This is a genomic window from Holdemania massiliensis AP2 (assembly GCF_000327285.1).
GTDB lineage: Bacteria > Bacillota_I > Bacilli_A > Erysipelotrichales > Erysipelotrichaceae > Holdemania > Holdemania massiliensis.
Genome location: NZ_HE998568.1, coordinates 732,007 through 753,108, shown reverse-complemented (window position 1 = coordinate 753,108; position 21,102 = coordinate 732,007). Strand labels below are relative to the sequence as shown.

The following is a 21,102-nucleotide window of genomic DNA, read 5'->3' as shown; positions in this document are numbered from 1 at the left end:
GCGTTGGCTATGCGATGGGAATGGCTGACAGAAAAGGAATATAGCCAAAGGGCGGCTGACGGCCGGCTGCGGGATCCGCGGTTTTTAGATCCGGCTTTTCCCGTTCAGTTCCGCCGCTGCTTCAAGGCGCAGATCGAAGGGCAGGAAGTGATCGGCGTTGTTTGCAAATCAGGGAAACAGATGATTCTGGGCGGAATTCTGGATGAAAGTCCCCTCACACTGCAGCGAAGTCTGCGCTTTTTCAACTGCCTGATGTGGCGGTGGGGCTGTCAAAGCGGTTTAATTGGAAGTCAGCCCTGTCTGCTTGCGCTGCCGCTGGCTGCACCGGAGGATCAGCCATGGGAAATCCGCTCGCTGGGGAATATAAAAAAGTCCGGCCGATGCAGGGAGGGCGCATGCCGGATCGAATGGGTCAAAGAAAATCCAGGGGTGGGCATAATGAAGTGCCAGATTGATCCACAGACATTGATCCAGCGCCTGGAAAGTCAGATCATGACGGTTCAGGAAAAGGATGTTGTCCGACGGGGAAAAGCCATTGCCCAAATTCATCATTGGCATCAGCTGGCCGAAAAGCTGGGTCCTAAGATTGATGCCGGGGGTCTGCGGTTTGTCTGTATTCAAAATCAGGCATGGATCACCGCAAGTCTGTCTTCCGCCTATTCCGCCGATCCGCAGTATCTGCGCATGCAGCTGGTAAAAAAGCTGATGGAAATGGGGATCACGCTGCAGCCTGAACCGGTAACGGTGTGGGCTCAATGGCAGCGGCGCTTATTCATGCCGATAAAGCAGAAAGGCGATCAAGGCCATCTGGCAGGTTAAACAGGCTAGTCCGGCACTGGAGTGAGCCCAGAGAAGGGCTGGCCAGAGCTGTGCCGTCAACACGCCCAAGCCCGTTACCATCGCGGCCAGAGTGATTAAACATCCACGGTTCATCACGATACCTCCTGTTTTAGACTATGGGAAAACCATCGGAAAGGTTCGGCTGGCTGCCGTCCTTTTTTCTTTCAATGCTTCGCAGGATTCATGGATCCGTGCGGCGGAACCAGTAAAGTGAGCCGGCTGGATTGGGCTGACCGCTGATCGGATCGACGCGCCGCTCTTCCAGCTGCGGACTCAGCGTATACCAGGGACCGGGGGAATCTTGGGGATAGACGGTATTGAAGATCTGTTTCCAGATTAATTTCGGTACCCTCCGTTCTTCGTTGGTTTCCAGCCGTTCATTCTCGTCATAACCGCTCCACAAAACGACGGTCATTTGCGGATTATAGCCGGCGATCAGGCTGTCCCAGTCACTCGATCCGGATTTGGCGGCGGTCGTTGTATAAGGCTCATACCCCAGCAAAGAAGGCGACATGACCTGAAGATTTTTGATGTCAAACGGGGCTCTCAGCAGCTGTGAAAGCATCAGCGTTTCATCCCGGTGCAGCAGCTGTTTTGGATTTTCATGTCGCTGGTAGAGGATGTTGCCGGCATTGTCGGTGACCAGACGAATCATCGACGGTTCATCGACAAGACCTTCGGAGGCAAAGGTGTTGTAAATCTTGGCCAGATCAATTAACGGAAAGTGCGTGGCGCCCAAGGCCATCGCCGCGGTGGCTTCTTCCGATTCAATGCCAAAAGCCTTCAACCCGTCCGCCAACAAATCCATTCCCAAAAACAGATGAGTTTTGACGGCGTAAATATTATCGGAGACGCCGATCGCGTTGATCATGGAAATTTCCTTCTCCGGATAGACGTTGCGGTAATTGGTTGGAGAATAGAACACGCTTTGAGAAATCTGAAACTGCGTGGCGGTGGACAGAAACGTCGAGGAAGGCGACAAGCCCTGCTGCAGAGCGATGTAGTAAAGCAGCGGCTTCAATGTCGAGCCGACCTGACGGGTAGAATATAAGGCGCGGTTGTATTGGGAGGTTGTATAGTCGCGTCCGCCGACCATCGCCAGCACGTTGAAGGTGAACGGCTCGAGAATCAAGCCAGCGATCTGCTGATCGGTATCGGGCATGTGATCATCGACCGCGTCCTGCAGAATTGTCTGCATCTGCGGATCCAGATAGGTGTAGACGTTCAGTCCTTTTTCCAGAGTTTCCTGATCGAGAAAGCCCATTTCTTTCAGCTGAGCCAAGACGGCGTCTTTATAATACCCGCTGGAGCCCATGATTTTCTGACTTGAAAAGTCCGCTAACAGCACTGGTTCAGATTTAGCCAGGTCGGCTTCACTTTGAGAAAGTTTTTCATTATCGGCCATCGCCTGCAGCACGACCGCCTGCCGTCTGCGGGCATTCTCCATGGAAATAAACGGCGAAAATAACGACGGACCGTTGGGAATGCCGGCGAGCATCGCCATTTCCCCCAGCGTGCAGTCCTCCAGCTCCTTGCCGAAGAAAAAGGCCGCGGCCTTCTGAACGCCGTAAATTCCATGGCCGTAGTAGATTGTGTTAAGATAGGTTTCCAAAATCTGATCTTTGGAAAAATGCATTTCCAGTTTGGCCGCGTAGACGGCTTCCTGAAATTTCCTCGACCAGGTCTGATCCAGTGTCAGAAATAAGTTGCGGGCCAGCTGCTGGGTAATCGTCGATCCGCCTTCAACAATATCGCCGTTTTCAGCATTGACCATGACCGCCTTGGCAATCCGGATCGGATCCAGACCGTAATGTTGATAAAACCTGCGGTCTTCAATTGAGATGACGGCATCGATCATTGTCTGCGGAACATCCTCCAAATTTATCCATTCGCTGTTTTTCTGATAGGTTGATTCATAAATTAAACCGCCTTGGTTATTATATAGACGGATTCGGCTGTCCTGTCCCAGCAGCGGAACATAGGATAAGTAGGCATAGCCGTAAAAGCCCAAAAGAGCCAGTAATCCGCACAGTGTCAGCACGCATCCGGCTGTGATCAGTTTTTTCATCGCTTCTCACCTCAGTAAGATTATTGTGGCCTGTAGAAAGAATTTTAAACTTATTGAAATTGACTATTGACAACTATTCGACAACCGTTATAATCATAGGGAATAAAGGAAAAAGAAACATGATTTCAAAAGCAAAACGAGTTCGCGTTATCCGCACAGATCTCAATACCGGGCAGAAGGAATGCCTGAGTGAGGGGATCGGGGAGATCGTCGGCGGGAATCAGCTGTTCTATACGGAAGGCGGTTCTGCCGGGTGTCCGGTCCGGGTTGAAATACACAGCACAAGCATAACGATCCAACGCCAGGGTGAAACGGCAACGACGATGTTATTAGTCCTTCACCAGCGATCTGTATCCCGCATTCAGACAGAATTCGGGGTTTTTGAAATCGGCAATCTTACGACTCTACTGGAACAGAATGACGACTGTTGGCGCGTCGCCTATGAAATCGGCGAAGCCGGACAGCCGTCTGACCGTTTTCAGATTGAATGGTTTTTTAAGGAGGCAGAAGCGTGAATCAAATTGAAACGAATCTCAAAAACTGCATCATGAATGCTGTAAAACAGGCGTTTGATTTCGATTTAAAAAATGATGACGTCGTCATTGAAATTCCAAAAGAAAAGATCCACGGCGATTATTCAACCAACACAGCGATGCGGCTGACCAAGCAGCTTCATCAGAATCCGCGGATGATTGCGCAGCAGCTGATCGACCATTTGGATTTGAAGCAGGGCTCGATCGCCAAATGTGAAATCGCAGGCCCGGGATTTATCAACTTCTTCATGGAGAGCGCAAGTCTGGCTTCCGTGATCGGCGTCGTACTGCAGGAAAATGAAAACTACGGCCGTTCGGACGCCGGCCAAGGATTAAAGGTGGACGTGGAATACGTTTCAGCCAATCCGACGGGTGATCTGCATCCGGGTCATGCCCGGGGGGCGGCCATGGGCGATTCCGTTACGCGGCTGATGAAATTCGCGGGCTATGATGTCACGCGGGAATACTATGTCAACGATGCCGGCAACCAGATCCGCAATATGGCGCTGTCGCTGCAGGCGCGTTATCTGCAGGCGTGCGGCGTTGAAGCCGAGGTGCCGGAAGATGGCTATCACGGCCCGGATTTAATTAAAATCGCTCAGGATCTGAAACAGGAATACGGCGAAGAGCTGGCGCATAAGGATAAAGCAGAAACTTATTCCTTCTTCCGCCAACAAGGACTGCAGGCCGAGTTAGCGAAGCTGAAAGCCGATCTGGCGGCCTTCGGCGTTGAATTTGATGTCTGGACCAGTGAACAGAGCATTTATGACCGCGGCATGGTGGACAAAGCACTGACTACGTTAAAAGCGCAGGGCATGACGTATGAAAGCGAAGGCGCTCTGTGGTTAAGAACAACCGATTTCGGTGATGATAAAGACCGTGTGCTTGTCAAAAGCGACGGCAGCTATACGTATCTGACACCGGATATCGCATACCATGTTGATAAGTTTGATCGTGGCTATGATAAGCTGATCGATTTCTTCGGAGCAGATCATCACGGCTACATCGCCCGCTTAAAAGCAGCGGTGCAGTCGCTGGGCAAAAACAAGGACGATTTGGAAGTGGATATCATCCAGATGGCCCGGATGGTCAAAGACGGTGAAGAGTTTAAGATGTCCAAGCGGACCGGCAAAGCGGTTGCTTTAAAGGATCTGGTTGAGGAAGCGGGCGTCGATGCCGTTCGGTATTTCTTCGTTTCCCGCGCTGCGGATACGCACATGGATTTTGATATCGACATGGCGAAGAAGCAGACTAACGAAAACCCGGTCTATTATGCCCAATACGCGCATGCACGGATGTGTTCGATCCTGCGTTCGGGGGAGGACATCACCCTTGCGGATCATTATGAATTGATCACCCATGAAAAGGAACTCGATCTGCTTAAGCATATCAATGAGTTTGCATCCGCAGTAGCGGATGCCGCCAAAACCCGCCAGCCGCACAAAATGTGCAATTATATCACCCGTTTGGCGCAGCTGTTCCACACGTTCTATGCCGACTGCAAAGTCCTGGACAGAACAAATCTGGAACTGAGCGCTCAACGTCTGGCGTTGGTGAAGGCTTCTGAAATGACTCTGCGCAACGCCTTGACTTTGATTGGCGTCAGCGCACCGGAAAAAATGTAAGAAAGGACTGTTTCAAAGTGTCAAATCGTTCAATGACTGATGTTGCTTACCAACTGTTAAGCAAAAAGAAAAACAGCGTCACCTTCAACAAGCTGTGGGATGAGGTTTCTCAGATCATGGGCTATTCCGAAAATGTAGCGGAGCGGAAAATTGCTTCGTTCTACACCTCGATGATGCTGGATAACCGCTTTACTTCCCTGGGCAACAACAAATGGGATCTGCGGTCGCGGCATACGTATAACGAAACGCACTTTGATACCAGTGCGATCGTTCTCGAGGACGACAATAACGACGAGCTGGACGAACTGGACAGCTTCGAGGAAGAAGCGGAAGTTGAAAAAATTCCGTTTGAAGAAACAAACGAAGAAAGTTTCTAGGAATTGAAAGGGCAGCGGTGTCTGCCTTTTCATTTGGGACAGGCTGAATGCATAACAAAATAGAAGGGTTGGTGAAAACCATGAAAACTGTGGTTTGGGATTGGAATGGAACATTGCTGGATGATGTCGAGGTCTGTATTCAGACAGTCAACGCCATGCTTCGTCAACGGAATTTGCCGCTTATCGAAAGCGCCGGTCAATATCAGTCCGTGTTTACCTTTCCGGTGATCGATTATTACCGAAGTGTCGGTTTTGATCTAAAACGGGAACGGTTTGAGGATCTTTCCGAGGAATACATGGCAGGCTATCATGTGCGAGCAGCTGCCTGCGGTTTGTTCGCGGACGCAGAACCGGGGATTAATAAATTGCGGGAACAGAGAGTCCCGTCGCTGATCCTTTCAGCTTCACGGCAGGATCATCTGCGCAGACAGACCGAGCAATGCGGATGTACGGCCTGGTTCGATGATTTAATCGGTATTTCCGATATCTACGCCAAAGAAAAGCTCAGTGCAGCTCAAACCTGGCTGCGGCATCATCCGCAGAAGGATCGGGAGATGATCATGATCGGGGATTCCTTGCATGATTGGGAAGTCGCTGAGGCTTTGGGCTGGGAATGTATTTTGATTGATCGCGGCCATCAGAGCCGTGAACGTTTGGCTGGCTCAGGAAAACCGGTTGTGTCCAATATTCTTGAAGCGGTATCGCTGATCTTAGATTAAATGATCGAAATGGGCATCCTTTCCTTATTTCCTGGGGAATGATGTTTTTTTCATGCAAAAGGCGTCAGTTCAAGCGAAAAAAAAGGAGAACGAAATCTCCTTCATCAACGATGATACAGTTTTTTCTTCTGATAGACCGGTTCGCAGGTCAGGTTCATTCCCAGTTTTTTAAACGTGGAAGAATCCACTTCAGAAAGCAGAACTGTCGAATGGACTTCGCAATCCTTCAGCTTTTTCAGCTGCTGCATCGCCAGATGGGAAACTGGATTGTTGGTCGCGGCGATCGCCAGCGCAATCAGAATTTCATCGGTATGCAGACGGGGATTGTGGTTGCCGAGGTGCTGGACTTTCAGTTTCTGAATCGGTTCGATAACGTTCGGTGAGATCAGCGGAATGTTGTCGTTGATGCCGCCGATTTCCTTCAGCGCGTTCAGCAGGGCAGCGCTGGAAGCTCCCAATAAATCGGAGGTTTTGCCGGTAATGATCCGGCCGTCGTTCAGTTCAATCGCAACCGCAGGCGCCTCGGTTGCCGCCGCTTTCTGCAATGCGGCAGTGACTACCTTGCGGTCTTCCTTCACAATTCCGGCTTGGTTCATAATCAGTTCGATCTTCTGAACGGATTCCTCCGTTGCCATATCCCGACGGTAATCACACAGTGCCTGGTAATAACGGCGCAGAATTTCATCTTCGCTGGCCCGGCGCGCCGCTTCATCATCGACGATGCAGTTGCCAACCATATTTACGCCCATATCCGTCGGTGACTTATATGGGGAAACTCCGGCAATCTTTTCAAATAAAGTATTCAAAACCGGAAACACCTCCACATCGCGATTGTAGTTGATCGCCGTTTCACCATAGGCTTCTAAATGGAATGGATCGATCATGTTGACATCATTCAGATCCGCAGTCGCCGCTTCATAAGCCAGGTTGACTGGATGCTTCAGCGGCAGATTCCAGATCGGGAAGGTTTCAAATTTGGCATACCCCGCCTTGATGCCGCGCTTGTAATCATGATACAGCTGCGACAGACAGGTTGCCATCTTTCCGCTGCCCGGTCCCGGAGCGGTGATGACGATCAATTCACGGGTTGTTTCGATGTATTCGTTTTTGCCGTAGCCCTCATCGGAAACAATGTAGGACACATTGCTTGGATAACCAGGGATCGGATAATGCAGCACAACGTTGATTCCGAGATTCTCCAGTTTCTTCTTAAACAGGTCCGCGGTAATCTGCCCGGCATACTGGGCGATGACGACGCTGCCGACATACAGCTCGATGCTGCGGAAAGCATCGATCAGCCGCAGGACGTCCAGATCGTAAGTGATCCCCAAATCGCTGCGGACTTTATTCTTTTCAATATCGGTTGCATTGATGACAATAACGATTTCTACGGAATCTTTCAGTTCCATCAACATTTTAATTTTGCTGTCAGGCTGAAATCCCGGGAGGACACGGGAGGCATGATAATCATCGAAGAGCTTGCCGCCGAACTCCAAGTAAAGCTTGTTGTCAAACTGCTGGATGCGTTCTTTGATTTTGGCAGACTGCATCTGCACATATTTTTCATTATCAAAAGCCAGTCTTTTCATAGTCTATACCCCTCAAAAACTCAATTACATATTATATCAGAAAGCCTTCGGGAATACTATTGATTAAATGGTAAAATAAACGGAACCTGTGAATTTCAAAAGCCGCGGGCCAAGAGGAATCGGCTTGACCAAAAAGAAAAAACCCTTGCGGGTTTTTGTTTTAGAGAACGGTTACGTTGACTGCGCGGGACTTATTGCTGCGCGCATCGTTTTCAACTTCGAAGGAAACCTTCTGTCCTTCTTCTAATGACTTGTAGCCATTACCGTTGATGCCTGAGAAATGAACGAAGATATCGCCCTGTCCCTGATCATCCGTAATGAATCCGTAGCCTTTGTCACCGTTGAACCATTTTACTTTTCCTGTACTCATTTTAAGTACCTCCTTTAGTGGAAATAAGAAGCTACTCAAGGTATAAAAAATCGCATAACTTTAGGGATTTTTGTACATTGAGTGATAATTACAATCCCGATATGCGATCATAGCTATTGCTTAATATTACTTCTTCAGTATAACAGGTTTCCGGCGGATGTCAAACAATTTAAAAATTATTTTTCATGCCGAAGTTTTTTGATTTAGACGTTTTTATAAAAGTGAAGTCAGATTAATCCCAACAGCTCATGCAGGGCCCAGGCAATCCCGTCTTCATCATTGCTGCGTGTCTGACAGCGAATCTGGCGGCGCAGCTCAGGGTCGGCATTGCCCATAACGATACCATGAGGAAAGCCTGTCAACATTTCCAGATCGTTCCAATCATCGCCGAAGACTGCGATTTCATCAGGCTGCAGGCCAAGCTGGCGGCGCAGATGATCAATGCTTTGATATTTGCTGGTACGGGAGTTTGAGATCTGCAGCACTTTGCCTTGATCTGTCAGATAAATATTGGCCTGATCCTGACAAATCTGACGGCAGGATTCAACCAGGGAAATGGGCAGCGGCGTGACTGAATCGATAAGATTTTCAAAATAGATCAGGATTTTAACGGTCTGACAGAAAGCCGAAGCTTCCAGCGGGACAACGGACTGCGGGGCGATTCCCCACTGCCCATAAGCCGCCGCGGCTAAGGGGTGGTTAAAGGCGTGACGTTCTTCCTGCAGCTGCAGGGCAAGGTGCAAAGCAGGGATTGGATTGACCGTCTGCACGCAGCGAGTTACAAGCGGAGCGGGAAGAAAGGTGTAATGTGTTTGTCCATTCAGCTTCTCACAGGCTCCATTACAATAGATTCCTCCGTCAAACAGACGAAACTCCGCTTCTGTCCAGCCCAGCATTTTGTCCAGCAGGGGAGCGCGGGCTGTGGCAAGAAACAACCCAATGCCCTGCTTTTGACATTGCTGCAGCGCCGTTCGGGTTGAATCGGCCAACGTTTTTCGGGATGTCAGCAAGGTTCCATCCAGATCAAAAAATAAGGCGCGGATCATCGGCGGGTTCCTTTTTCGTCATGCAAAACGATATAAGCTAGGATAATCGTGCAGAATTGACCAGCGGGCTTCGTCACTGCAGCTTAACAATAGGCGCAGGCTTTCCATGCTGATCTGTCCGGCCGCAAGCAACCGCCGGGTCATTTCATCCGCAGGCAGCTGCAGGTCCTTTTCCAGCTGTTCGATCTTTTTTAAACCATAGCAGTAACAGGTGAAATAGCCGAACATGTCTTCCTGGGCCAAAACCTGACCGCGTGCTGTTTTAACGTCGAAGCCTAGTTCATCCTGATACAGCTGCACCGCTTCGCTGATCGGGCGATTTTCCCACCGCAGCATCAAGTCAGCCTGAATCCGCACGGAAGTATGATGCCGGCGGTAAGCGGTAAACAACGGGAAGTAGGGGTCCTCCGCAAAGATCGTTTCATACACGTGTTCGCTGCGGTGTGCTGTACCCTCGATTAACGGATCTGCTTTTGGGCCGCGGCGCATCGTTTCCGGCAGCGGATCGCTGTTGACGCGCAGAAACTGGATATGATGGCCGAAGTAAGCTTCGTGAATGGTGTTGACTTTGATCCAGCCGTCGCTGACAGCTGGATAGTTGGTTTCATTGAGAAACATCCGGCCATGCAGCGGCCGTTCATACGGGCAGCCGTCCATGTAGCCGCCCCACGGGAAAGAATCCCGCAGCTCTTCCGGAACACCGGTCAAATCGCACAGCTCGTCAATCGGATGCCACAGCGTCTGCCGGCTGACAGCCTTGACGCGGGCTAAATATTCATGCCCGCGCCGGAACATTTCCTCGGCGCTTTCACAAGCTCCGGCTTTGTCATCCAGCAAGGCGCGGACTTCCGCCATCGTGGTGATTGGGGTATCGCTCAGGCGATTGGCAATCGCAAAGACGTTGGCGCGGGTCGCTTCAATTTCATCCTGATACCAGGAAAGCAAATCGTCCAGATCTACGCCCAGCTTCATCGCCAGCGTGCGGCGGTAAACTTCCGGATCGGTATTCAGCCGCTGATCATCGGATCTGATCTTCTGATTTTCTGTAATGCCATCCGCGCGCAGCCATTCAATCCAAAGCGCCAAGGCTTCTACGCCTTCACTTAAGGCCTGTCGGGTCCGTGCTTCCTGCTCGTCCAAAAACGGAATGATCTGTTCTGCCTGATGCTTCAGCGCCTGACTGCGGGCAAGCACAAGCGGCAGATCAGTTTCATCCAAGTCGGAAAACCGCGCTTCCAAAGCGTGCAGGCAGGCGGGCAGTGCCGTCCACTGCTCGGCCAGAATCGTCATCCGCAGACTGCGGCGGCGCTGATCTGAAGACCAGAGCTGTTTTAAAGAATGCAGTATTTCACCGAGCTGAACCTGCGGATGAGCCCAGAAATCATCCGCTTCCCAGCTCAGAAAATCCAGACAGTCATGAAAATGATGAATGAAAAAATGTGAAACTTCATCATGGTCGCTTAGCTGATCAACCCGAACGGAAAGCTGTTCTAAAGTTTCCAGCAGGGCTTTGCGATGTTCTTCGTCAGGGATCCAGAGTGAACGTTGGTAAATCTGACGGCTGTGCAGTCGATCGCCGGCCAGCGCTAAATCGCGGTCCAGCTGGCGGATGATCATGATTTCCTGCGGTGAATGCATAATGATTCCTCCTGTTGATTTGGCTATAACTATAATGAAATTCTTGTCTGTTGGCAAGAACATTCAGCAATAAAACAAGGGATGGTATTCAATTCGGGGGACTTTGCTTAAAGTGAATCCGCAGAACCGGTTTCTGGGAAACCATTCAAGACATTTGGATGAAAAAAAGAACTGTCGCGAAGCAAAGCCCTGACAGTTCTTTCTGTTTTACGATAAATTTGCCGGTGATGAGGAGTTCTCAGTCCCGTTCGATTCCAACTCTTCCAGTTGTTCTTCCAGCCCGAAAGTAATGTCTTCCAGGGATGCAACTAAACCTTTCATCTGCTCGATGTTCTTTTTTAGTGTCTTGCAAGCCAATTCCAATGAAGCGGTAGCGTTTGGATCTGTTCCCTGAGCTCCTTTGCAAATGACGTTAAGGACGGAATCATCCAGGTTGTCTACGATCGAAGCGAGATCCCAAGCGATGTCGTAAATTTCTGAACTTTTATTCATACTATTCCTCCGGTTGGAATTATATCCAACAATTTCTTCTGTGACAATCATTTTTTCAGTGAAAATAAGTAAAATTTTCACTGAATCGGGTGATAACACTGACTTTACAGGTCTTGGATAGAAATATTATAACCAAAAAGACAGCTGTCAGCACCTCAATAACACTATTATACACAAAAATGTTAAAAATTCTTAATATTTTAACCGAAAATGGGTAAAAAATGGTTATTTTTTTAGATATCTCAGTTTCCAGGCTGAGGAAATCCTAAAATTGAGAGTTCTTGGAATTTTCTCACAAAGTGGCTTGTTGACATTTCAGGCAGAATCCAAAGGATTGTTCGGGTTGCGTGCTTTTTCCTTGAAAAGCGCTGCTGCAGACTTCTCAAATTTAGAAAAATGGAGTAGAATAAGGGCGTAGAAAATAGGAGGATACATTTATGGCATTAGTTTCCGCAAAAGAAATGATCGAAAAAGCTCATGAAGGTCATTATGCAGTAGGCGCATTCAACATCAATAACATGGAATGGATTAAATCCATTCTGGCCGCAGCTGAAGAAGCCAAATCACCGGTCATGTTAGGCGTTTCAGAAGGCGCTGGCAAGTATATGGCAGGCTTTAAGAACGTCGTGGCCATGGTCAGAGAAATTCATGATTCAATGGGCATTACCGTTCCGGTTGCGCTGCATCTGGATCACGGTTCATTTGAAGGCGCAAAGGCCTGCATTGAAGCGGGATTCACTTCTGTCATGTTTGACGGCTCGCATTATGATTTTGAAGAGAATGTAGCGAAGTCCAAAGAAATTCTGGAATTGGCTCACTCCAAAGGCATTTCCGTTGAATGTGAAGTCGGCGGCATCGGCGGCGAAGAAGACGGCGTTGCCAGCATGGGTGAATTGGCAGATCCTCAGGAATGTGCTAATATCGCGGCTCTGGGCGTTGATTTCCTGGCTGCGGGTATCGGCAACATTCACGGCAAATATCCGGCTGACTGGCAGGGATTGAACTTTGACCGTCTGGCTGAAATCCAGGCATCGACTAATGGCAAACCGTTGGTTCTGCACGGCGGCAGCGGTATCCCGGCGGATCAGGTAGCCAAGGCAATCTCGCTGGGCGTTTCCAAGATCAACGTCAATACCGAACTGCAGCTGGTTTTCGCAGCCGCAACCCGCAAGTATATTGAAGAAGGCAAAGATCTGGCCGGCAAGGGCTATGATCCGCGCAAACTGCTGAAACCAGGGGCTGATGCAATCACGAAGAAAGTCATTGAAATGATGAACCAGTTTGGTTCCGCAAACAAAGCGTAATCACTGAAAAACTCTTATTGAGAGAAACTCGCGGAGAAATCTGCGGGTTTTCTTTTTTTTCCGGCGGGGGAAAGCTTATAATAAGAGGGTGTATAAAAAACGAGGAGGACCGTGATGAAAACGTTAAAACAGAAGGGGAAAGATATCGTTTGGGTCGCAGCCGGCAATGCCGTTTTGGCACTGGCTGTCAGCATGTTTATTTTGCCGTATGATATTCTGTCCGGCGGCGTCGCCGGCATTGCCGTCGCTCTGCAGCCGTTAATTCCGCTGCCGGTCACGCTGATGGTGAATATTCTGGTAGTGGGGCTGTTTGTCATCGGCGCTTGCTTTTTGGGGAAGGAATTTGCCATGAAGACCATCCTGAGCTCACTGATTTATCCGGTATTTTTGACCTTTTTCAGCGGCCGGGTTCCGGTTTTGGATTTGGATCCGATTTTAGCTTCGCTCTACGGCGGCTTATTGGGCGGCATGGGCGTTGGGATGGCGTTAAGAACGGGGGCGAGTACCGGGGGAATGGACATTCCGCCGCTGATCGTGCATAAGCTGACGCACATTGAAATTGCCAAGCTAGTGCTGATCACCGATGCGCTGACCGTGCTGCTAGGTGCGTTTACCTATGGCTTGGAAGCGGTACTGGTAGGCTTTGTGTCGGTTTGGGCGTCTTCCGTAGCGATTGACAAGGTGCTGATGTTCGGCGGGCAGCAGGCCAAAGCGATTCAGATCATTTCAGATCAATATGAACAGATCATTGAACAGATTCATTCCCGCCTGGAACGGGGAACGACCCTGATTGAAGCCCAGGGCGGCTATACTTATGAGAAGCGCAAAATCGTGCTTGTCGTCATCACGAAGAACCAGTATCCCGCGCTGATGGAAATGGTAACGGCGATAGATAAGGAAGCATTTGTGATCGCCAATGATACCCATGAGGTCAAGGGCTTTGGCTTCAGCTTTGAATTCAAAGTTTAATCGGCAAATTGAAACACCGAGAACCTGACTGCGAAAAAACTGAGCATGGACAAGAAAAAATGAATCGGCAGCCCGGGAATGAAAGTCTTCCCGAATCCGCCGATTCTTTTTTGTCAAGGTGAAGCGAAGCTGCCGGAACCAGGGTCAGCGCGTTCAGTTTCTTCCGCAAGAGTAGTACGGGGAAATTCAAGAATTACCTGAGCTCCGCTGCCGTCCGGGACATTGCCGGGAATCATGCGTCCGCCTTCAATCTGCATCGCCTGCGATACCGTATACAGTCCTAAACCCGCGTGTCCGTTGCTGCTGCGGGCGGATTCATAACGATAGAAAGGTTCGCCGATATGCTTCAGACTTTCCGCGTGAAAGCCGGGACCTTCGTCACTGACCTTGATAATCCAATGGGTTTCCGTAATCTGTCCCATCAGCTGAACCGTTTTGCCATAAGGACAATACCGGATTGCATTATCCAGCAAATTGATCAGCGCCCGGCGCAGGGTTTCCGTATGCACCCAAGCGGAAAACGGCGGACAGAATACAGTTAGGGTCAAATCCTTATTGCGGCATAAGCCATCGACTTCTTCCGTACAGCGCCGGATTAACTCATCGATCGCGGTCAGTTTGGGCTGTTCAGCCTGATTTTGACGGCTGGCAGCCTGCTGGAGCTGATAGACATAATGACTCAGCTGCTCTAAGCGCCGGGCGATCACTTCCAGACTTTCCGCCGCCGTTTCCGGCAGTGCTTCTTCTTTTAACAGTTCCACATTGCCCGCAATGACAGCCAGCGGTGTTTTTAAGTCGTGGGCCAGCGCGGCAATCTGAATTTCCCGTTGATTCTGCATGTCCCATTGCTGAACAAGCGAGTCTTTCAGCGCCGTCCGCATCGTTTCGACGGAATCCAGAGCCTGGTTGAATTCATTCAGGGCCGTATCATGAATCTCAAAATCCAGATTGCCGGCGGCGATTTGGGTTGCGGATTCCTCCAAGGCGTTGAGTGCCTGTACTAATTTCTTTCCATAGCGATTGGTCATGCCTATCAATAAGATCAGGATCATCAGAGCGGAGAAGCCGACAAACACTCCCTGCAGATCCGGAATCAAAGCGGCGATGGCCGGCGAAGCGGGACGGACAGCATAGCGGAATAAAAGAATGACGGTTTCCGCTCTTAAATCTGTCCGCAGCCAGGCAGAAGCACCGATCATGCCGGTATAGCTGCCGGAATAATAGCTGTAATCCGCCAGGGCATCATCGGGCAGCAGAGAACTGTCCGCCCACTGTTCATGACTGAACAGGATATAATCAAGACCGTCGGGAACCTGATTGGGATCAAAGAAATCCTGCACCTGAATTTTGCCGATCAACTCCTGCGCCTGAATTTCGGCATGATTGGCCGGAGTGTACCAGCCGGCGTTTAACCCCAGCTGAAATAGGCCAAGGGCCCCCGCCAATAAGGCAAGCACACCCAGGGATGTGATTAAGAAATAACGCCGCAAAAACTGCGCTAAGGTTTGGGTTTTTCTGCGTCTTCGTTTTTCCATCGATAACCTATCCCCCATACGGTTTCAATCGGATCGCTGTGCCATTTTCGGCACTTGGACCGGATATTTTTAATGTGTTCGGTAATCGCAGCCGGTTCGCTACAGCGATCCCAGCCATTGATCAGCGCTAACAGCTGTTCTTTGGTCCAGATCCGGCCGGGCTGACGGCGTAAGGCCATCAGAATTTCCTTTTCACTGCGTGTCAGATTCAGCGGATGACCTTGGAAGCAGATCTGCTGATGCGGATCCAGCTGCCAATCGCAGGCATAATCCCAAAGCCGGCGATGTTCCCGCCGCAGGTGAGCCTGAATCCGGCTGCGCAGGACGCTCAGACTGAACGGCTTGGTCAGGTAGTCATCCGCGCCTAAGCCCAACCCCTCAATCATCATTTCATCTTCACTGCGCGCGCTGAGAAACAGGATCGGACAGTCCAGCTGACAGCGGATGTTCCGGCAAAGCTCGAAACCGGACTGATGCGGAAGCATGATATCCAGCAGGACTAAATCCGCTTTCGCCCAGATTTCTTCATCGACTTCAGCGGGATCTGTATAGCCGATGACGGTATGCCCGTCTTTCTCTAAAGCGATGCGAATTAATCGAAGCAGATCCGCGTCATCATCCACGGCGATGATCCGTGCCATATCCATTCCCTCCCTGCCGTTGTTTTCTCTATTATATCATTAAGCATGACAGAATATAAAACAGATAGATATGGGCGGGATAAAACCAGTAGAAGAAACGCTGATTGCGCGGTCCGCGCCGGCCGTTGTACAAGGCCATCAAACCCACCGCGAATAGTCCCATCCATTCATAACCTAGGGTCAAGACTTCAATGAAACTGAAATTCATCTGCCCCAGCATCAGCGCATACAGTCCGCCTATCGTCAGCGTAAAGACGCTCAGCTGAACGGCGCGGCGGGGGCGCAGGGCATAAAGCAGAAAACCGCCGATCAGATAGTAGATCCCGCCTTCGTTAAGAAACGGCAGCGGAAACAGCGTGCACTGCAGGAAATAGGCATAGGGCACCAGTGTCAGCGGCAGACTGGCAAACAGGAAATAGCCAATCCAGGGTAGCGCTAACAAGCCGATTCCGATCAGCCAGCGTTTTTTCTTTAATTCATCCAGCCCCTGCCACAAAAGGAAGCAGAGCAGAAAGGTAGCGAAGATGTTGTTGGCCGGGAAAAAACCATCGGCCCGCGTCCAGCCGAAAAACTGGATCGCATATTGAATCAATCCCATCGCTGCCGCGATGATGTAGCAGCGCAGAACATACCGCCGGCGATTGGAGGTGTGCGCAAAGCCTTCCGCCGTACAGAACAGAAACAGCCAGCCGGACAGCCGGCCAAGCTGAGAAAAAAGCAGCGGAATCCGTCCGGTAAAACCAAAGAAATAATGAATGTGATCCAGCACCATCAGGATCATCGCCAAACATTTCAGATCAAATCCGCTGAATCCGCGGAACCGTTTTTTAGATTTCATAGAAATCCCTCCTTCTGTTTCTGAGCATAAACCACAAGTCTAAGGAAATTCTAAGGAATGCGAAAACTATGCACCCGCATCGGGAAAGAGTGGCAATGCGGAACGGATCACGGTATAATAGTTACGTAAAAAGATAAGGATGAGATTATGCAGATACAACATCAGTTTCCCTGTTCCGCCGTTCAATTTTTCAACTTCATGGCCCGGCGGATTGCGCAGGACATTCAGATTGAAACCGATAAGAAATTGACGATTGCCCAGATTCGTCAGGGCCTGAAATACGACAAGAAGATTGTCGTTTCGGATAAGAAACAACGGATCGGCAAAGCCGAGCTGACGATTTTTGATAAACCGGCGCATGTGCAGCTGCGGGTCGATATGTTTGACGGAACGCAGGTCATTGATACCCAGTGCCGGCAGCTTGACGAACATAGCTGCATGGTTGTGTACAGCGAAGAATTCCGGCCTGCCAATATGGAAAAAAAGCTGGCGATTCTGAGCCTTTCGTGGATGGGAAAACGGAAAAACGAAAAGAAGCTGCAGCGGCTGATGGAACAATGGGAAAAGGAAATCCGTCAGCTGTACGGCTAAGCTGGGACAGCAATCAAAAACAATCACGTTTGAAACAAAACTTAATAGTATGATAGTGCAATGAAAGGAGCCCAACCGATGGAAGAAGTATTTAAGATTGAAGGCGGTCATCAGCTGAACGGAGAGGTCAGAATCAGCGGGGCAAAGAACGCGACGGTGGCCTTGATTCCGGCCTCCATTCTGGCCAGCGGCCCGGTGACGATCTGCGGTGTGCCGGATATTGCGGACGTGGAATCGTTATCCACCTTGTTAGAGGAACTGAACGTGGCGGTGGTGCATAAGGATCGGGGACATCTGATCATCGACCCGACTGAAATGATCAACCGCCCGCTGGAACATCCGGCGGTCACCAAGCTGCGGGCTTCCTATTATTTTATGGGAGCGTTGTTAGGCAAATACAAACATGTCAAAATCAAAATGTCGGGCGGCTGTTATCTGGGGCCGCGGCCGATTGATCTGCATCTCAAGGGTTTTGAAGCGCTGGGAGCGAAGGTCGATTATCAAAAAGGCTGTTATACGATCGAAGCAGAAGAGTTGATCGGAACGAAAATCTTTCTTGATATTTCTTCGGTCGGTGCGACGATCAACATCATGATGGCAGCGGTCTACGCAAAGGGCCGGACAACGATTGAAAACGCCGCCAAGGAGCCGGAAATTATCGACGTCGCTACGCTGCTCAACAAGATGGGCGCGCATATCCGCGGCGCCGGCACCAATGTGATCACGATTGACGGCGTGGATTATTTATCCGGCTGTTTCCATGAGATCATTCCGGATCGGATTGAAGCGGGAACGTTTATCATCATGGCCGCGGCCGCTGCGAAGGAAATGAAAATTACGAATATCATTCCGCAGCATTTGGAATCGCTGCTTTCCAAGCTGCAGGAAATGGGTGTGGATATGGAAGTCGACGTCGACAGCGTTCTGATCCGCGGCGGCGGTAAGCTGCAGGGCGTCGATATTAAAACGCTGCCGTATCCGGGCTTTGCGACCGATCTGCAGCAGCCGTTGTCAGCTCTTTTGACGCAGGCGGAAGGCAAATCAACAATTCGGGAAACCATTTATCCGGAACGGTTTAAGCACTGCATTGAATTGCAGCGGATGGGCGCGGACATCAGCGTCGGGCAGGGCAGCTGTACGATTGAAGGGATAACCCCTCTGTACGGCGACCGTGTCACCGCGACGGATCTGCGCTGCGGAGCCAGTCTGGTTGTTGCCGGACTGTTGGCGGAAGGCGTGACGGAAATTCATGAAATCTATCATATCGAGCGGGGATATGATGATTTGGACGGCAAACTGCGGGCGTTAGGCGCGAATATCTGGCGGGAAACGGTAGAATAAAATAAGCGGAACGGCCAAACCGTTGAGCATTTTTTATCTCTTCATCAAGTTATCGAAAAAATAGCCGAAAAAAAGGAACGAGGACAGGCAGCGATGCGCGAATCGTTCCTTTTTTGGTATAGATGCTGATCATGAGTCAGCGGGGTTTATTCTTAAAGGCAATCGGCGTCATGCCGGTGTAATTTTTAAACGCCCGGCTGAAATAGTGCTGGGAGCTGTAGCCGCACTGCAGCGCCACTTCATTCATCGTCATGCCCGGATTTTCCAGCATCAGCGATTCAGCCAGATCAATTCTTAACCGGTTCAGGTAATCGGTAAAGGAAAGACTGGTTTTTTCTTTGATGATTCGGGACAGATAGGACGGACTGAGATAAAAACGCTGGGCAGCGTCGGTGAGATTCAGGGTATTTTCAGTAAAGTGATCCCGGACATAATGAAAGGCAGCCAGTCCTTTATCTTGAAAAGCATCTTCTTCATTGAAGGAGGCCGGATTGGCTTTACGGTGAAGCTGGGTCCAGCTGTCCATCGCCTGTTGGAGAATCGGCACAAAGCCATGGATATCCAGCGGTTTTAACAAATATTTGCAGACGCCTAAATCAATCGCCTGCTGGGCGTAAGCAAAATCGCTGTAACCGGATACGATCAGAATCCGGCAGTCCGGTGAGCTTTTGCGGATTTCCCCAATCGCTTCCAGTCCATTGAGCTGAGGCATGTTGATATCCATAATGATGATTTCCGGATCCAGCTTCTGAACCAGCTCCACCGCTTCCCGGCCATCTTCGGCAGTCCCGGCTACTTTTAAATCCAGACCGCTGGATTCGATCAGATGAACAATTCCATTGCGGATGACCGGTTCATCATCGGCTACAATGACGCGAAGCATGTGTTTTCCTCCTCAGCCGGGAACGTTAATGTGATCCGAAAGCCTTTTCCCAACGGACTTTCCAGAGTCAAGCGGTACTGATCACGATAGGTCAGGTACAGCCGTTCGTTGATGTTGTATAAACCATAATGATCCGATTCCTGATGGCTGGCCAACTCCTGCATCAAACGCTGCAGACGCTGCGGATCCAGCCCCTTGCCGTTATCCTGAACCGACAACACGATCAATTCACCCTGACGGCGGATTTCAATCGCGATCTGTCCATCTTTTCGTTTCCGATCCAAACCATGAACCAAGCAGTTTTCCACCAAAGGCTGCAGGATCAGCTTGGGAATCAGGATTTCGCTGCATCCCGGCTCAACGTTCAGCGTATAGGCAAACTGATCAGGAAGCCGCATTTTCTGCAGCGTCAGATAACTTTCCACATGCCGGATTTCATCGGCAACGGGAATCAGCTCGCGGCCGTCGTTTAACGCGATGCGGAACATTTGAGAAAGCTGCCAGATCATATCCGAAACCTCCCCGGCGTCATGTTCCAGCGCTTTCCATTGAATCGTATCCAATGTGTTATATAAAAAATGGGGATTGATCTGCGCCTGCAGCGCCCTTAATTCCGCTTTGCGTTTCTGCTGCTGAACCGAAATAACCTGATTGATCAATTGTCTGAGCTGGGTCACCATCTCGTTGAAGGAACGGCCCAGCCGGACAATTTCATCCGATCCCGAATTATGGAACACCGTATTCAAATTTCCGTTGGCGACGGCCAGAACACTCTGTTCAAGGCGTTTTAACGGCGCGGTGATAGAATTGGACAGCCGCCAGGCTAAAAGCGCGGCGCAGATTAACAAAAAGAAGGCGAAGCCGATCATCATCCCAACAACCTGATCGAACGAAGAAAACAGTTTCGCATCGCTGACCTGAACGCAGTACAGCCACCCTGGGGCATAGGGAACCGAGGCATAGAAGATCGTGTCGGAACGGTCGGAATCCAACTTTAAATAACCGGTGACTTCAGCCTGCCCGGCAAGCGCCTGAAGATCATCATCAGTCAGCTGAATTTCATCGAAAACCTCAGGCGCCGCGGTATAGGCCAGACCTTCGCGGTTCATGATCCATGAAAATCCATCGTAAATGCTGACGGAGGACAGGATATCCGTAAATTTATCCAGATTGACAGATCCGTTGATAAAGCCGATTTTTTTATCGTTCTCATTGCGGATCGGATAACAGATCAGAAAGATCGGCTTGGCGTCGGACTTGGAGATGACCGGCTTGCTGATGACATACTCCTGGTCGGTGGCCATGGCTTCAATAAAATAGGGACGCTGATGCACGTCAATCGTCAGTTTGTCATTAATCCAGCCCTGTCCATCCAAGCCTCCAACCGCGAAGGCTTCCTCGGGGTTGCCGTACTGCTGGCGCAGAACTTCGTTGAGGGAAGAAAGATAGGGGCGAAGCTGATCAAAATCCAGCGACTGCGTGCCGGGAAATTCATGGATAATCCGGATTTCACTGATCCGCTGGTTCAGCCAGGAACCCACTTCCGCGGCTTTCGCATTGACCAGCTGACGGGTCTGCTGCAAAGTCTGTTTTTCACTGGCCGGGCGCAGCTGGGTTTCGGTAATGGTCAGAATCGGCAAGAACACAATCAGAATGCAGGCCAGAAACGACCAGCAGAGTTTTGTCCGCAATGTCATCATATC

At 50.1% G+C, this 21,102-nt stretch carries 21 protein-coding genes; 9 read left to right on the top strand and 12 right to left on the bottom strand.

Going from position 1 to position 21,102, the window contains the following annotated elements:
• Positions 1-9: 9 nt before the first annotated feature.
• Positions 10-819, top strand: coding sequence for a hypothetical protein (locus tag BN162_RS11300; RefSeq protein ID WP_020225218.1), 810 nt, complete (start codon positions 10-12; stop codon positions 817-819).
• Here the strand turns inward: BN162_RS11300 and BN162_RS18645 are convergent.
• The gene (locus tag BN162_RS18645) at positions 769-933 is read right to left on the bottom strand and encodes a hypothetical protein (protein WP_154238153.1); all 165 of its coding nucleotides are present in this window, start codon (positions 931-933) and stop codon (positions 769-771) included. The two genes, BN162_RS11300 and BN162_RS18645, sit on opposite strands and share 51 nt — an antisense overlap.
• 88 nt (positions 934-1,021) lie before the next feature.
• Positions 1,022-2,908 (bottom strand): transglycosylase domain-containing protein, encoded by a 1,887-nt coding sequence (locus tag BN162_RS11295; RefSeq protein ID WP_020225217.1) that lies wholly within the window; start codon positions 2,906-2,908, stop codon positions 1,022-1,024.
• A gap of 119 nt (positions 2,909-3,027) precedes the next feature.
• On the opposite strand from BN162_RS11295, the gene BN162_RS11290 reads away from it, so the two are divergent.
• The 4 genes from BN162_RS11290 to BN162_RS11275 all read left to right on the top strand — a co-directional run bounded on the left by BN162_RS11290 (position 3,028) and on the right by BN162_RS11275 (position 6,162).
• Entirely contained in the window at positions 3,028-3,423 is a 396-nt protein-coding gene (locus BN162_RS11290; RefSeq protein WP_020225216.1) for a YwiB family protein, read from the top strand.
• Positions 3,420-5,066: an arginine--tRNA ligase gene (argS, locus tag BN162_RS11285; RefSeq protein ID WP_020225215.1), complete on the top strand. Its 1,647-nt coding sequence runs from the start codon at positions 3,420-3,422 to the stop codon at positions 5,064-5,066. Before BN162_RS11290 ends, argS begins: the two co-directional genes overlap by 4 nt.
• A 32-nt stretch (positions 5,067-5,098) precedes the next feature.
• Positions 5,099-5,443, top strand: coding sequence for a DNA-directed RNA polymerase subunit delta (gene rpoE, locus BN162_RS11280; RefSeq protein ID WP_020225214.1), 345 nt, complete (start codon positions 5,099-5,101; stop codon positions 5,441-5,443).
• An 80-nt stretch (positions 5,444-5,523) separates the two neighbouring features.
• Positions 5,524-6,162: an HAD family hydrolase gene (locus BN162_RS11275; protein ID WP_020225213.1), complete on the top strand. Its 639-nt coding sequence runs from the start codon at positions 5,524-5,526 to the stop codon at positions 6,160-6,162.
• Between the two features lie 104 nt (positions 6,163-6,266).
• Here the strand turns inward: BN162_RS11275 and BN162_RS11270 are convergent, their stop codons facing one another.
• From BN162_RS11270 to BN162_RS11250, 5 genes are all read right to left on the bottom strand, one after another.
• A complete protein-coding gene (locus tag BN162_RS11270) occupies positions 6,267-7,751 on the bottom strand; it encodes a DUF1846 domain-containing protein (protein ID WP_020225212.1) in 1,485 nt (494 codons plus the stop codon).
• A gap of 160 nt (positions 7,752-7,911) precedes the next feature.
• A complete protein-coding gene (locus tag BN162_RS11265) occupies positions 7,912-8,121 on the bottom strand; it encodes a cold-shock protein (protein ID WP_006061374.1) in 210 nt (69 codons plus the stop codon).
• A 227-nt stretch (positions 8,122-8,348) separates the two neighbouring features.
• On the bottom strand, positions 8,349-9,167 hold the full coding sequence (locus BN162_RS11260; protein WP_020225211.1) for an HAD family hydrolase: 819 nt from the start codon (positions 9,165-9,167) through the stop codon (positions 8,349-8,351).
• 18 nt (positions 9,168-9,185) lie between these two features.
• Positions 9,186-10,805 (bottom strand): DUF885 family protein, encoded by a 1,620-nt coding sequence (locus BN162_RS11255; protein ID WP_020225210.1) that lies wholly within the window; start codon positions 10,803-10,805, stop codon positions 9,186-9,188.
• A gap of 207 nt (positions 10,806-11,012) precedes the next feature.
• Positions 11,013-11,297, bottom strand: a complete 285-nt coding sequence (locus BN162_RS11250) for a hypothetical protein (RefSeq protein ID WP_020225209.1) — start codon at positions 11,295-11,297, stop codon at positions 11,013-11,015.
• Between the two features lie 437 nt (positions 11,298-11,734).
• On the opposite strand from BN162_RS11250, the gene fba reads away from it, so the two are divergent.
• The gene (fba, locus tag BN162_RS11245) at positions 11,735-12,601 is read left to right on the top strand and encodes a class II fructose-1,6-bisphosphate aldolase (RefSeq protein ID WP_006058291.1); all 867 of its coding nucleotides are present in this window, start codon (positions 11,735-11,737) and stop codon (positions 12,599-12,601) included.
• 114 nt (positions 12,602-12,715) lie between these two features.
• Positions 12,716-13,570: a YitT family protein gene (locus BN162_RS11240; RefSeq protein ID WP_020225208.1), complete on the top strand. Its 855-nt coding sequence runs from the start codon at positions 12,716-12,718 to the stop codon at positions 13,568-13,570.
• A gap of 113 nt (positions 13,571-13,683) precedes the next feature.
• On the opposite strand, the gene BN162_RS11235 is transcribed toward BN162_RS11240, so the two are convergent.
• The 3 genes from BN162_RS11235 to BN162_RS11225 are packed head-to-tail and all read right to left on the bottom strand — an operon-like array spanning position 13,684 to position 16,584.
• Complete coding sequence (locus BN162_RS11235) at positions 13,684-15,105, bottom strand: HAMP domain-containing sensor histidine kinase (RefSeq protein WP_020225207.1); 1,422 nt, start codon at positions 15,103-15,105, stop codon at positions 13,684-13,686.
• Entirely contained in the window at positions 15,069-15,746 is a 678-nt protein-coding gene (locus tag BN162_RS18640; RefSeq protein WP_020225206.1) for a response regulator transcription factor, read from the bottom strand. Before BN162_RS18640 ends, BN162_RS11235 begins: the two co-directional genes overlap by 37 nt.
• A 31-nt stretch (positions 15,747-15,777) precedes the next feature.
• Positions 15,778-16,584, bottom strand: a complete 807-nt coding sequence (locus BN162_RS11225) for a TraX family protein (RefSeq protein WP_020225205.1) — start codon at positions 16,582-16,584, stop codon at positions 15,778-15,780.
• Positions 16,585-16,731: 147 nt separating this feature from the next.
• Here BN162_RS11225 and BN162_RS11220 point away from each other — a divergent pair, with 147 nt between their 5' ends.
• Entirely contained in the window at positions 16,732-17,175 is a 444-nt protein-coding gene (locus tag BN162_RS11220; protein ID WP_020225204.1) for a DUF3284 domain-containing protein, read from the top strand.
• A gap of 78 nt (positions 17,176-17,253) precedes the next feature.
• Positions 17,254-18,516 (top strand): UDP-N-acetylglucosamine 1-carboxyvinyltransferase, encoded by a 1,263-nt coding sequence (locus tag BN162_RS11215; RefSeq protein WP_020225203.1) that lies wholly within the window; start codon positions 17,254-17,256, stop codon positions 18,514-18,516.
• Between the two features lie 136 nt (positions 18,517-18,652).
• On the opposite strand, the gene BN162_RS11210 is transcribed toward BN162_RS11215, so the two are convergent.
• Both BN162_RS11210 and BN162_RS17990 read right to left on the bottom strand, forming a co-directional pair.
• Entirely contained in the window at positions 18,653-19,399 is a 747-nt protein-coding gene (locus BN162_RS11210; RefSeq protein WP_020225202.1) for a response regulator transcription factor, read from the bottom strand.
• Positions 19,381-21,096 (bottom strand): cache domain-containing sensor histidine kinase, encoded by a 1,716-nt coding sequence (locus BN162_RS17990; protein WP_020225201.1) that lies wholly within the window; start codon positions 21,094-21,096, stop codon positions 19,381-19,383. Before BN162_RS17990 ends, BN162_RS11210 begins: the two co-directional genes overlap by 19 nt.
• Between the last annotated feature and the right edge of the window lie 6 nt (positions 21,097-21,102).